This is a genomic window from Streptomyces sp. NPDC059866 (genome assembly GCF_042731325.1).
Classification (GTDB): domain Bacteria; phylum Actinomycetota; class Actinomycetes; order Streptomycetales; family Streptomycetaceae; genus Streptomyces; species Streptomyces flavusporus.
Genome location: NZ_JBHWJT010000011.1, coordinates 54,186 through 66,685, shown reverse-complemented (window position 1 = coordinate 66,685; position 12,500 = coordinate 54,186). Strand labels below are relative to the sequence as shown.

Below are 12,500 nucleotides of genomic sequence, written 5' to 3'. Positions count from 1 at the left end.
TCAGTGCTGTGCCGCCTTCGCCGGGCTGACCTCTGCCAGCCGCATCTCGTCGCCGGTGGCGGAGTTCGGCTCGTACCGGATGGACGGTGACAGACCGAGCAGTCCGCTCATGTGGGCCAGATGGGTGTACTGAACGACCGTCTTGTTCTGGTCGGCGAGCAGATCGGCGAAGGCCTTCTGGCGCTCCTCGCCGGAGAGCGCGCCCGCGTCGGCGATGCGCCGGTCGAGCTCCTCGGTGCCGAAGGTGGACTGCGGGCCGTCGCTCAGCAGGTACTGGCTCGTGGTGAAGGCCGCGTCACCGGCCTGGTTGCCGTGCATGATCAGCAGGGCGATGGGGCCGACCCCCTTGGGCAGCGGCCGGAGCTGGTACTGGAGCTGGGTGGCGGTGTCGGCCATACGGACTCGTACGTTCAGCCCGATCTGCTGCATCTGGTACTGGAGGGCCTCAGCGGTCTCCGACACCCCGGAGAACATGCCGTTGCGGGCGACCAGGGTGATCTGCCGGTCGACGGGCACACCGTCGGCCCTGGCCTCCTCGATCAGGGCCTTGGCCCGGGCCACGTTCTGCGGGGTCGGCCGGATCTCGTCGCCGTGTCCCACCACGCCGGGCGGGACCAGCTGGCCGGCCGGTTCGGCGAGTCCGCCGAGCAGGGCCTCGATGATGCCCTCGCGGTCCACGGCCAGGTCGACGGCCCGGCGCACCCGGTGGTCGTCGAGCGGCGGCTCGCGGCCGTCCAGCCGCAGCGCGGTCGTCTCGTTGTTGGGGTAGGAGGCCGTCGTGTCCTTGTCCGCCTCGATGGGGTCGAGGGCCACGGCGATCTCCGCCTCACCCTTGTCGATCATGGCGGCCCGGACGCTCGCGTCGCTCCGCCAGACGTAGCGGGCCCGGGGGAAGGCCGGGGCCTCGCCCCAGTAGTCGTCGTAGCGGTCGAGGGAGATCGCCGCTCCGGGCTGCCAGGAGCCGACGGCGTAGGGGCCGGTGCCTATGGGGATACGGACCTTGGCCTCGGCGTCGGTCGTGCGCGGCACGATCTCCACGAAACTCAGGCGCAGCGGCAGGATCGGGTCGGGCTGCTCGGTGGTGACGGTCAGCCGCGTGTCGCTCTCCGCCTTCACCTCGAGGTCCTCGTCACCGAAGACATAGCCCTCGACGTTGCAGGCGAGGTCGGAGTTGACCGCCCGGTCGATGGAGAAGGCGGCGTCCTCGGCGGTGAACGGCTCCCCGTTCTGGAAGGTCACCCCGGTGCGCATGTCGAAGGTCCAGGTGCGCTCGTCCGTCTGCTTCCAGCCCGTGGCGAGCAGGGGGTGCAGTTCGCCGGAGTCCGGGTCGCGTTCGACGAGCGGCTCGGTGATGTTGGACCGGACGACGACGCCGGTGCCGGTCAGTGAGGCCTCGCAGGGTTCCAGCGTCGGTGGTTCCTGAGTGAGCACCACCCGCAGCGTGCGGCCGTCGGCGCGGCCGGAGTCACCGGCGGCGCTGCCCGCCACAGCGCAGCCGCTGGACAACAGCACCGTGCCCGCCAGGAGCATCGCAGTCGTCGCGCGGGGCCGCCTTCGTCCGGCGGGCGGGAGGGGGGAAACGGAGAACTTCATCGTCGGCTCGTCTCCGGTGAGTGCTGATGTGTCGCGTTCCATGTACGGGCGACTGCGAGGAGCTGTCTACACTTGCGCACCCGGTCCGCATCTGTGAACGCCGAAGCTAAACCGGCACCGTGGCAGCGTCAAGAGATGCGCAGGATCGGATCCGCCCCGCACGCCGGCCCGTCCCGACCGTCCGTGCCGCGCGTCCCCGGGTCCGGCGACGAAGACAGAAGATCACATACCCATTCCCGGCACTACGACCGAAATCATTGCCGGCGCCCCTGCATCTCCGGCCTGGAGCGGCCCCCGGCCGGGCTCTACCACACCGTGCGACTGCACGAACTGCCCGATTCCGTCACATACTTGCGCGACCACGGCGGCGACGTGACGGCCGCCGCGACCGGCGCCCGGATCGGGGTCCCACCCACCTCGGTGCCGGAGGCCGCCCATTGACACCGTCGCTCGCGGCTGTCTACAAATGAGAACGCCGACTACATATGAGGATGGCATGCATGGCACGGACCTCAGGCTCCATCAAGACCCGCCGGGTGGTGAGCGGCTCATGCGCATCATGCTCAACCACCGCATCCTGAGCCGCTTCCACGACCGGCTCAAGGCCTCCACGCGGGGGCAGCACGATTGGCTGGAGGTCTTCGACCTGGACGCGGCGCGGCTCTCCGAGGCCATCGCCGACGTCGACGTCTACGTCGGCTCCAGGCTGCGGGCCGAGGACGCACGCCGCGCCGGACGGCTGCGGCTCGTCCATGTCGTCGGCGCCGGCTACGACGGCATCCCGCTGGACGCGCTCCACCCGGGGGTCACGGTCGCCACCACCCACCACCACGGCCGTTCCATCGCCGAGCACGTGCTCATGTCCGTCCTGATGCTCTCCCGCGACGTCCTGGGAGCCGACCGCGCGCTGCGCGCCGGACACTGGCGCAATGTGGCGGTCGATCCCGGACTTCCCTTCGGGACCACGCTGCGGGGCCGCCGGGTGGGCATCATCGGTTTCGGCGAGACCGGCACCGAGGTCGCCCGGCTGTGCCAGGCGGTCGGCCTGCGGGTCCGCGCCGTACGGCGTGACCCCTCCGCGCCGTTCCCGGCGGATCTGCGGCCCGACTGGGTCGGCGGCGACGACCGGCTGCCCGAACTCCTCGCCAACTCCGACGTCGTGGTGGTCACCGTCCCCCTGAACGCCGCCACCCAGGGGTTGATCGGCCCGGCCGAACTGGCGGCGATGGGCCCCGAGGCCCTGCTGGTCAACGTGGCCCGGGGGCCGGTGGTGCAGGAGGAGGCGCTCTACGAAGCGCTGAACTCGGGCACCATCGCCGGTGCCGCGCTGGACGTGTGGTGGTCGGGCCCTCCCGAGGCGCCCAGCCGGCTGCCCTTCCACGACCTGCCGAACGTGCTGATGACCCCGCACCATTCGGGCCACACGGCCGACACCTTCGCCGCCCGCGCGACAGAGATCGCCGACAACATCGACCGGCTGGAGCGAGGCGACGCGCTCAGCAACGTGGTCCGCGCCCCGGCGGCAGCCGGAAGCCTCGCCGCAGCACCCCCGTCCCCCGCCCGCGCTGTCCCTCACGATGAGTAGGAAACCACCCATGCTCGAAGGCGTTCTCTTCTTCCCCGTCACCCCGTTCACCGCGACCGGTGACGTCGACCTCGACGCCCTGCGCCGGCACATCGCGGCCGGGGTCGACGCCGGCCCGGGCGGAGTGTTCGTCGCCTGCGGCACCGGCGAGTTCCATGCCCTGGACGTCGAGGAGTTCACCGCGGTCGTGCGGAGCGCCGTCGACGCGGTGGGGGGACGCGTCCCGGTGTACGCCGGGGCCGGCGGCGCACTCGGTCCGGCCAGGCGGTTCGCGCGGGCCACGGCCGAGGCCGGCGCGGACGGCCTGCTGCTCATGCCGCCCTACCTGGTCGAGGCACCGGCCACCGGACTCGTCGCCTACACCCGGGAGGTCGCCGGGGAGACCGCTCTGCCGGTGATCGTCTACAACCGGGCCAACGCGCGCTTCGACGAGTACTCGGCGGCGGAGGTCGCCCAGCTGCCCACCGTCATGGGTCTGAAGGACGGAACCGGCGACCTCGATCTCGTCGCGCGGATCGTCCCCGCCGTACGGGACGCACTCGACGGGACCGGCAAGCAGTTCCAGTTCTTCAACGGCATGCCCACGGCCGAGGCGAGCCAGCAGGCGTACCGGGCGCTGGGAGTGGAGCTGTACTCGTCGGCCGCCTTCGCCTTCGCGCCCGATGTGTCCCTCGCCTTCCACCGCGCGGTGGAGGAGGGCGACCAGAAGCGGATCGACGCGCTTCAGCGCGCCTTCTTCCACCCCCTGGTCCGGCTGCGCCGGCGGGTTCCGGGCTACGCGGTGGCGCTGGTGAAGGCCGGGGTCACCCTGGAGGGCCTCGACGCCGGACCGGTCCGGCCGCCGCTGACGTCCCTCGCCCCGCAGGAGGTCGAGGAGCTGGCGGCCATCATCGCCGAGGGCCGCGCCGTACTCGCCTCCTGAGCCGCACGCCGACACGCACAAGGGGTCCTCGCACGTCCGTCAGTGACTCAGGACGTCCGGGGACCCCTCGTGGTCCGCGTCGGCTCAGCCGGTGGCGGACAGGCCCAGGAGTACGTCGGTGTACTTGAGGACGGCCAGCAGCAGTCCGATGACGCCGAGCGAGACGCCCGCCCAGGCGACCGACTTGATCCACGGGGCCTGCGGCTTGCCGGGGGCCCCGAACGCGGGCCGGGCCAGGACGACGACGCCGACGATCAGCGCGGCCAGCGCGAACAGGCCGGCCCACAGGGCCTGGGCGTTCCAGGCGTCGCCGTAGCCCTCCCTGACCATGGTGGCGACGCTGGAGGACTGCGAGGTCTGCAGTTGGCCGATGAGCGACTCGCGCGCGGAGGCCACGGTGCCGACCCAGCTGCCGGTGAGCGAGACGATGCCGAGCGCGGCCGAGACGACGGCTCCGGCACCCTGGCCGACACCGGAGGGGCCGGCTTCCTGCGACGCTTCGGGCTGCTCGTCACCGTCCTCGGCGCCGGTCGTGCCGCCGGTCGCTTCGTCGGTCGTGGTGGCGTCCGCCGCCTCCTCGGCCTTCTCCACGTCGGTCGTCGCCTCGGTGCCGGTGTCGGCGCCGGTCTCGTCCACAGTCTTGGTTCCCATGCGACGCACCGTACGGACGGAGTCTGAGAAGTCTCTTAATGATCGCTGTGAGCGGTACGCGCGCGTGCTTCAGGCCATTCGGGGGCGAGCACGGCCCAGATCTCGTAGTCCTGGCGTACGCCCCGCCAGGGGTACGTCTGACGGAGCACGCCCTCCCGGGTCATGCCGAGCCTACGGGCGACGTTGATGCTGGCCGTGTTGCCGGACGCCGCGTGCCACTCCACCCGGTGCATACCGCGCTCGTCGAACGCCCAGTCGATGAGAATGCGGGACGCGCGCGTGACGAGCCCCTTGCCGGTCCCGGCGGGCTCCAGCCAGCAGCCGATCTCGCAGACGCCGGTCGCGGCGTCGAAGATCCTGAAGAGGACGCCGCCCACGAGCTTGCCGTCCAGCCAGATCCCGTGCAGGGAGCCGCTGTCCGCGGCCCGCTTGTCGGCGTACGTCTGAAGGACGGCCCGCGCGGAGTCGAGGTCGGTGGCGTTCGCGCCGAACGGGATGTGCCGGGTGATGAAGTCCCGCCCGCGGTCGAGGTGGGCGAGGAACTCCTCGGCGTGCCAGGGCTCCAGGGGCCGCAGTCGGGCTCCGTCGTCACCCAGGGATATCGCGTACATCCGACCGCTGCTCCTTCTCCGTTGCGTCGACGACGTCCGTGAGCTTCTCATGTCCGGCATCGGCGTTCCGGAGATTTTTCTGCTCGGGAACGACGCCCATGAGCTGATTCCGCTCGGCGTCGACGTCCGCGAGCTTCTCCTGCTCCGCGCGGCTTTCCGGCGGCTCGATGCTGATCCGCGGCAGCCACCGGTCGAGCCGGCGCGGCAGCCACCAGTTGGCGCCGCCGAGCAGGTGCATCAGGGCGGGGACGAGGAGCGTGCGCAGGACGAAGGCGTCGACGGCGACGGCGGCGGCGAGCGCGATGCCGAACATCGCGATGACCCGGTCGCCGCTGAGGACGAAGGCGAGGAAGACCGAGATCATGATGACCGCGGCGGAGTTGATCACACGGCCGGTCTCGGCGAGGCCGATGCGGACGGCCCGCCGGTTGTCGCCGGTCGCGAGCCACTCCTCGTACATCCGGCTGACCAGGAAGACCTGGTAGTCCATGGAGAGCCCGAAGAGCACCGACACCATGATCACGGGCAGGAAGGGTTCTATGGGGCCCGCGCGGCCGAGACCGAGCAGTTCGCCGCCCCAGCCCCACTGGAAGATCGCGACGACCACACCGAACGCGGCGGCGACGGCGGCGATGTTCATCGCGGCGGCCTTCAGCGGGATGACGACGGACCGGAAGGCGAGCAGGAGCAGCAGACAGCCCAGGCCTATGACGACGCCGACGAACAGCGGCATTTTCGCGAGGATGACGTCGGCGAAGTCGTCGTAGCCGGCCGTGACGCCGCCGACCTGCATGTCGAGGGAGGTGCCCGTCTCGGCGCGCGGCAGCACCTCGGTGCGCAGCCGGTCCACGAGGTCGCTGGTGCTCTGCGACTGCGGGGCGGACTCCGGTACGACGGTGAGGTACGCGGTGTGGCCGCCGGTGTCGTAGGTCACCGGCGTCACGGAGGCGACGCCCTGGGTGCCGCGCAGGGTGCTGTCGAGGTTGTCCAGAGCGAGCCGGTCCTCGGCGCCCTGCACCTCGGTGACCAGGGTGAGGGGGCCGTTGACGCCGGGTCCGAAGCCGTCCGCCAGGAGGTCGTACGCCTGGCGGGTGGTCGTCGTTTCGGAGTTGTTGCCCTGGTCGGAGGTGCCCAGGTGGAGGGAGAGGGTGGGCAGGGCGAGCAGCGTGACGACGCCGAGCGCGAGGGCGCCGAGCTTCTTGGGGTGCCGTTCGACGAAGGCGGACCAGCGGGCGGCGAACCCGGTGGGCAGTTCGGGCTCGGGGCCGTGCTCGGCCAGCCGGCGTCGCTCGCGGCGGCTGAGCGCGCGTATCCCGATGAGGGACAGCAGGGCCGGGAGCAGGGTCACGGAGGCCGCGACGGTGAGGACCACGGTCAGCGAGGCCGCGACGGCGACGCCGTTGAGGAAGCCGAGGCGGAGGACCAGCATGCCCAGCAGGGCGATGCAAACGGTGGCACCCGCGAACACGACGGCGCGTCCGGTGGTGGCCACGGCATTGGTGACCGCCTCGGTGACGCTCAGGCCGCGTTTCAGTCCGCGCCGGTGCCGCGTGACGATGAACAGCGCGTAGTCGATGCCGACGCCGAGTCCGATCAGCATGCCGAGCATCGGCGCGAAGTCGGCGACGGTCATGGCGTGTCCGAGCAGTCCGATCCCGGCGTACGCGGTGCCGACACCGACCAGCGCGGTAGCGATGGGCAGCAGGGAGGCGGCGAGGGAACCGAAGGCGAGGAACAGCACGACCGCGGCGACGACCACGCCGACGACCTCGGCGAGGTGCCCGCCGGAGGAGTCGGTGAGGCCGATGGCGGTCCCGCCCAGCTCCACCTGGAGTCCGTCGGCCCGAGCCGCCTTGGCGGTGTCCACGACGGCCTGCGCCTCGGACTCCTTGACGTCCTGGGCCTGGTCCTCGAAGGCGACGGCGGCGTAGGCAGTCCGTCCGTCCGCGCTGATCCGGCCCGCGCCCTGGCCGTCGTAGGGGCTCACCACGGAGGCCACGCCGGGCAGTTCCGCGATGTCGTCCAGGGTGCGGGTCATCGTCTGTTCGACATCGGCGGCGCGCACGGTGCCGGACTGGGTGTGCCAGACCACCGTGCCGCTCGCACCGCCGAGGTCGGGGAAGTTCTCCTGCAGCAGCTCGTCGGCCCGGCCCGACTCGGTACCGGGAACGTTGTAGTCGTTCGAGTACGCCGTGCCGGTGGCGGCGGCGGCCGCGGTAACCCCGCCGAAGGCGACGAGCCAGAGCAGAACGGTGACCAGGCGGTGCCGAACACACCAACGCGCAAGGGCTGCCACGAACGAGCTCCCGGAGTGACGATGTGTGGATCTTTGACCGGGAACAGTCGTCCATGAACTGAACAGCCCGCAAAGAACGCATGAGCAATGCACCGCCACTCTTGCAGGCAGAACTGATCATTTGGTCGTTTGGTGTGGCTATTCACAGAAGTGGGAGAGACCTCACAGGACAATCGGACGATGTCTGTCGCCCGTCAGTCGAACTGGTCCCCCAGCGCCATCACCATCACCCCGCCGACCAACAGCCACAACGCCCTCCGGGTGCGTCCCCGCGACCCGAGGAGCGCCGCCAGCGCGCACACGCCGGCCCCGACGGCGTACGCGGCCGGGACGAGCACCGGCGCCGCGTCCGTGACCCGGAGCACCGCCGCGGCCAGCCCCACGAGGGCCAGCAGCGCCCCGGTGCCCGCCGCCGCCCAGCGGGCCCGCCGCGCCTCCTGCGCCGGGTCGCCGGCGTCCTCCGCCTCGGCCGTCTCGGAAACCTCCTCGACCGCCTCGGAAGGCGTTTCGGAATCAGCGCGTCCACTCATGGCGCGCGAGCGTAGCGCGTACCGCCGCAAAAACCGGATGCGGGGCGGTATCCCGGCTGCTAGCGTCCCGGCCGTCCGTCGTTCCCGGCACATCGCCGCCGACCGAAGCAGGTGCATTGTTTGACGGTCCGACCGAGCTCCTACGCATCCCGTTCCTCTTCCCAGGACTCAAGGAGCCCGTTCACCGATGTCCGACATCACATCGAGCACGACCGACGACCTCACTAGGCGGCTGACCCACGCCCACTACCCGCGCAGCAGCCGCTACGACGCCCGCTGGACCATCGAGAACCAGATGGGCCCGCACGCGCTGTGGCTGCTGGAGTGGCTGGCCCCCGCGCTCGGCCTGGCGGAGCTGGGCCCCGGCGCCCGCGTCCTCGACCTCGGCTGCGGCCGGGCCATGACGTCCGTGTTCCTCGCCAGGGAGTACGACGTCCAGGTCACCGCCGCCGACCTGTGGGTCAAGCCCGACGAGAACGCCCCGCGCATCGCCGAGGCGGGCGTCGCCGACCGGGTGCTGCCCGTGTTCGCCGAGGCGCACGACCTGCCGTTCGGCGAGGGAAGCTTCGACGCGATCGTCTCCGTCGACGCGTACCAGTACTTCGGCACGAACGATCTCTACCTGCCGACGCTGACCCGGCTGCTGAAGCCCGGCGGGCGGATCGGTGTCGTCGTACCGGCACTGCGCGAGGAGATCGACGGCACCGCGCCGCCGGAGCAGCTGCAGCGGTTCTGGGAGCCGGACTTCTGGTGCTTCCACTCGGCCGCCTGGTGGCGGCGCCACTGGACCCGCAGCGGCGCCGTGGAGGTCGAGGCCGCCGACTGGCTCACCGACGGCTGGCGCGACTGGCTGCTGTGGTGCGAGGTCGTGGCGGAGCACAGCACGGACGACTTCCACATCAGGATGGCCGGCCAGTGCGCCGAGATGCTGCGCGTCGACCAGGGCCGCGCCCTGGGCTTCGTACGGGTCGTGGGGCGCCGTCTCTGAGCACATGCCGAGGGGGATGCATCCAGGTCGATGCATCCCCCTGCGGGCCCTGCCGGTCGTCAGCCCTCGCTGACGCCCAGCTTCTGAAGGATCAGTTCCTTGACGCGGGCCGCGTCCGCCTGGCCGCGCGTGGCCTTCATGACCGCGCCGACCAGGGCGCCGGCCGCGGCCACCTTGCCGCCACGGATCTTGTCCGCGACGGCCGGGTTGCCGGCGATGGCCTCGTCGACCGCCGCACCGAGCGCACCCTCGTCGGAGACGACCTTCAGACCGCGCTTGTCGACGACCTCGTCCGGGGTGCCTTCGCCCGCGAGGACGCCTTCGATGACCTGACGGGCCAGCTTGTCGTTCAGGTCGCCGGAGGCCACCAGTTCGGTGACGCGGGCCACCTGCTGCGGTGTGATGGCCAGTTCGTCGAGGGCCTTGCCCGACTCGTTGGCGCTGCGGGCCAGTTCGCCCATCCACCACTTGCGGGCGGCCGCGGCGTCGGCGCCGGCCTCGATGGTGGCGACGATCGGGTCGAGGGCACCGGCGTTGAGGATCGCCTGCATGTCGGTGGCGGAGACGCCCCACTCCTCGCGGAGCCGGTTGCGGCGGACCAGCGGCAGCTCCGGGAGGGCGGCGCGCAGTTCCTCGACCCACTCGCGGGAGGGGGCCACCGGGACCAGGTCGGGCTCGGGGAAGTACCGGTAGTCCTCCGCCTCTTCCTTCACACGGCCCGAGGTGGTGGAGCCGGTGTCCTCGTGGAAGTGGCGGGTCTCCTGGATCACCGTGCCGCCGTCGCCGAGCACGGCCGCGTGGCGCTGGATCTCGAAGCGCACCGCACGCTCCACGGAGCGCAGCGAGTTGACGTTCTTCGTCTCGCTGCGGGTGCCGAACTTGTCGGCGCCCTTCGGCATCAGCGACAGGTTCACGTCGCAGCGCATCTGGCCCATTTCCATACGGGCCTCGGAGACGCCGAGCGCGCGGATCAGCTCGCGCAGCTCACGGACGTACGCCTTGGCGACCTCCGGCGCACGCTCGCCCGCGCCGACGATCGGCTTGGTGACGATCTCGATGAGCGGGATGCCGGCGCGGTTGTAGTCCAGCAGCGAGTGCTGGGCGCCATGGATACGGCCCGTCGCGCCGCCCACATGGGTGGACTTGCCGGTGTCCTCCTCCATGTGGGCGCGCTCGATCTCCACGCGGAAGGTCTCGCCGTCCTCCAGCTGCACGTCGAGGTAGCCGTTGAAGGCGATCGGCTCGTCGTACTGGGAGGTCTGGAAGTTCTTCGGCATGTCCGGATAGAAGTAGTTCTTCCGGGCGAAGCGGCACCACTCGGCGATCTCGCAGTTCAGCGCGAGACCGATCTTGATGGCGGACTCGACGCCGGTCCTGTTCATGACCGGGAGCGAGCCGGGCATGCCGAGGCAGATGGGACAGGTCTGGGTGTTCGGCTCGGCGCCGAGCGCGGTCGAACAGCCGCAGAACATCTTGGTCCTGGTGCCGAGTTCGACATGGACCTCGAGGCCCATGACGGGGTCGTACGACGCCAGCGCGTCCTCGTACGACACCAGGTCGGTCGTGGTGGTCACGGTGAAACTTCCCTCTCAGCCCAGCAGGACGTCGTCGTCGCCCAGCCGCTTCAGCTCGCGGTAGAGGATGGCGAGGCCGGTGACGATCGCGGCGGCGGACACGGTGGCGTCGATCAGGACCAGGGTGTCCTTCTCGGCGCGGGCCTTCTTCAGCCGCTTGGCGACGCCGAACGCGCCGAACGCGGTGGCGGCCATGGACAGGTACGTACCGGACTTGGACTTCTTGAAGCCCTTGGCCTTGGTCAGTGCACTCACAGCGACGGAGCCTCCTCCAGGAGCGGGTGCCCCCACTTTTCCACGAAGGCGGCCTCGACGGCGGCGCCCACCTTGTAAAGGCGGTCGTCCTGCATCGCCGGGGCGATGATCTGCAGGCCGACCGGGAGGTTGTCCTCCGGGGCGAGGCCGCAGGGCAGGGACATGGCCGCGTTGCCCGCCAGGTTGGTCGGGATGGTGCACAGGTCGGCGAGGTACATCGCCATCGGGTCGTCGGCGCGCTCGCCGATCGGGAAGGCGGTGGTCGGGGTCGTCGGGGAGACGATCACGTCGACCTGCTCGAACGCTCGCTCGAAGTCCTGCTTGATGAGCGTACGGACCTTCTGGGCGCTGCCGTAGTACGCGTCGTAGTAGCCGCTCGACAGGGCGTACGTGCCGAGCATGACGCGGCGCTTGACCTCGGCGCCGAAGCCGGCCTCGCGGGTCAGGGAGGTGACCTCCTCGGCCGAGTGGCTGCCGTCGTCGCCGACGCGCAGTCCGTAGCGCAGGCCGTCGAAGCGGGCGAGGTTGCTCGAGCACTCGGACGGCGCGATCAGGTAGTACGCCGACAGGGCCAGGTCGAAGGACGGGCAGTCCAGCTCGACGATCTCCGCGCCCAGCTCCTTCAGCAGCGCCACGGACTCGTCGAAGCGCTGGATGACGCCGGCCTGGTAGCCCTCGCCGCGGAACTGCTTGACGACGCCGACCCGCATGCCCTCCACGCTGCCGTTGCGGGCGGCCTCGACGACCGGCGGGACCGGGGCATCGATGGAGGTGGAGTCGAACGGGTCGTGCCCGGCGATCACCTCGTGCAGCAGCGCCGCGTCCAGGACCGTACGGGCGCAGGGGCCGCCCTGGTCGAGGGAGGACGAGAACGCCACCATGCCGTAGCGGGACACGGCCCCGTACGTCGGCTTCACGCCGACCGTGCCGGTGACGGCGGCCGGCTGGCGGATGGAGCCGCCGGTGTCGGTGCCGATGGCGAGCGGGGCCTGGAACGAGGCGAGCGCGGCGGACGAGCCACCGCCGGAGCCGCCGGGGATACGGGTGAGGTCCCACGGGTTGCCGGTCGGCCCGAAGGCGCTGTTCTCGGTCGAGGACCCCATGGCGAACTCGTCCATGTTGGTCTTGCCGAGGATGACGACGTCGGCGGCCTTCAGCTTCTTGGTGAGGGTGGCGTCGTACGGCGGAATCCACCCCTCCAGGATCTTGGAGCCGACGGTGGTGGGGATGCCCTCGGTGGTGAAGATGTCCTTCAGCGCGAGCGGCACGCCGGCCAGCGGGCCGAGCTGCTCGCCGCGCTCCCGCTTCTCGTCGACGGCCCGCGCCTGGGCGAGGGCGCCTTCGCGGTCGATGTGCAGGAAGGCGTGCACCTTCTCGTCGACGGCCTCGATGCGGGCCAGGTGTGCCTCGGTGACCTCGACGGCCGTGAGCTCGCCGGAGGCGATCTTCGCGGCGGTCTCGGCGGCGGTGAGCTTGATGATGTCCGTCATGCGGA

Annotated in this window: 11 protein-coding genes; 3 read left to right on the top strand and 8 right to left on the bottom strand. The window is 70.9% G+C overall.

Annotation, left to right across the window (positions count from 1 at the left end):
- Positions 1-1,593, bottom strand: a complete 1,593-nt coding sequence (locus ACFV7R_RS18525; RefSeq protein WP_385264506.1) for an ABC transporter substrate-binding protein — start codon at positions 1,591-1,593, stop codon at positions 1-3.
- 550 nt (positions 1,594-2,143) lie between these two features.
- On the opposite strand from ACFV7R_RS18525, the gene ACFV7R_RS18520 reads away from it, so the two are divergent.
- Both ACFV7R_RS18520 and ACFV7R_RS18515 read left to right on the top strand, forming a co-directional pair.
- Positions 2,144-3,178 (top strand): 2-hydroxyacid dehydrogenase, encoded by a 1,035-nt coding sequence (locus ACFV7R_RS18520; RefSeq protein ID WP_385264505.1) that lies wholly within the window; start codon positions 2,144-2,146, stop codon positions 3,176-3,178.
- A 10-nt stretch (positions 3,179-3,188) separates the two neighbouring features.
- Positions 3,189-4,100: a 5-dehydro-4-deoxyglucarate dehydratase gene (locus tag ACFV7R_RS18515; protein WP_385264504.1), complete on the top strand. Its 912-nt coding sequence runs from the start codon at positions 3,189-3,191 to the stop codon at positions 4,098-4,100.
- Positions 4,101-4,184: 84 nt separating this feature from the next.
- Here the strand turns inward: ACFV7R_RS18515 and ACFV7R_RS18510 are convergent, their stop codons facing one another.
- From ACFV7R_RS18510 to ACFV7R_RS18495, 4 genes are all read right to left on the bottom strand, one after another.
- On the bottom strand, positions 4,185-4,751 hold the full coding sequence (locus ACFV7R_RS18510; RefSeq protein WP_385264502.1) for a hypothetical protein: 567 nt from the start codon (positions 4,749-4,751) through the stop codon (positions 4,185-4,187).
- 35 nt (positions 4,752-4,786) lie between these two features.
- Positions 4,787-5,362 carry a GNAT family N-acetyltransferase gene (locus ACFV7R_RS18505; RefSeq protein ID WP_385264500.1) on the bottom strand — a complete coding sequence of 192 codons (576 nt, stop codon included), beginning with the start codon at positions 5,360-5,362 and terminating at the stop codon, positions 4,787-4,789.
- The gene (locus ACFV7R_RS18500; RefSeq protein WP_385264498.1) at positions 5,340-7,658 is read right to left on the bottom strand and encodes an MMPL family transporter; all 2,319 of its coding nucleotides are present in this window, start codon (positions 7,656-7,658) and stop codon (positions 5,340-5,342) included. Before ACFV7R_RS18500 ends, ACFV7R_RS18505 begins: the two co-directional genes overlap by 23 nt.
- 194 nt (positions 7,659-7,852) lie before the next feature.
- Complete coding sequence (locus ACFV7R_RS18495) at positions 7,853-8,188, bottom strand: hypothetical protein (RefSeq protein ID WP_385264497.1); 336 nt, start codon at positions 8,186-8,188, stop codon at positions 7,853-7,855.
- 187 nt (positions 8,189-8,375) lie between these two features.
- Between ACFV7R_RS18495 and ACFV7R_RS18490 the strand changes: the two genes are divergently transcribed.
- A complete protein-coding gene (locus tag ACFV7R_RS18490; protein WP_385264496.1) occupies positions 8,376-9,176 on the top strand; it encodes an SAM-dependent methyltransferase in 801 nt (266 codons plus the stop codon).
- A gap of 59 nt (positions 9,177-9,235) precedes the next feature.
- On the opposite strand, the gene gatB is transcribed toward ACFV7R_RS18490, so the two are convergent.
- From gatB to gatA, 3 genes are read right to left on the bottom strand one after another with little or no spacing between them, the layout of a single operon-like run.
- On the bottom strand, positions 9,236-10,750 hold the full coding sequence (gene gatB / locus ACFV7R_RS18485) for an Asp-tRNA(Asn)/Glu-tRNA(Gln) amidotransferase subunit GatB (RefSeq protein WP_385264494.1): 1,515 nt from the start codon (positions 10,748-10,750) through the stop codon (positions 9,236-9,238).
- A 15-nt stretch (positions 10,751-10,765) separates the two neighbouring features.
- Positions 10,766-11,005 carry a hypothetical protein gene (locus ACFV7R_RS18480; RefSeq protein WP_129800444.1) on the bottom strand — a complete coding sequence of 80 codons (240 nt, stop codon included), beginning with the start codon at positions 11,003-11,005 and terminating at the stop codon, positions 10,766-10,768.
- Entirely contained in the window at positions 11,002-12,495 is a 1,494-nt protein-coding gene (gene gatA, locus ACFV7R_RS18475; RefSeq protein ID WP_385264492.1) for an Asp-tRNA(Asn)/Glu-tRNA(Gln) amidotransferase subunit GatA, read from the bottom strand. The genes ACFV7R_RS18480 and gatA overlap by 4 nt, the downstream gene beginning before the upstream one ends.
- Positions 12,496-12,500: the final 5 nt, after the last annotated feature.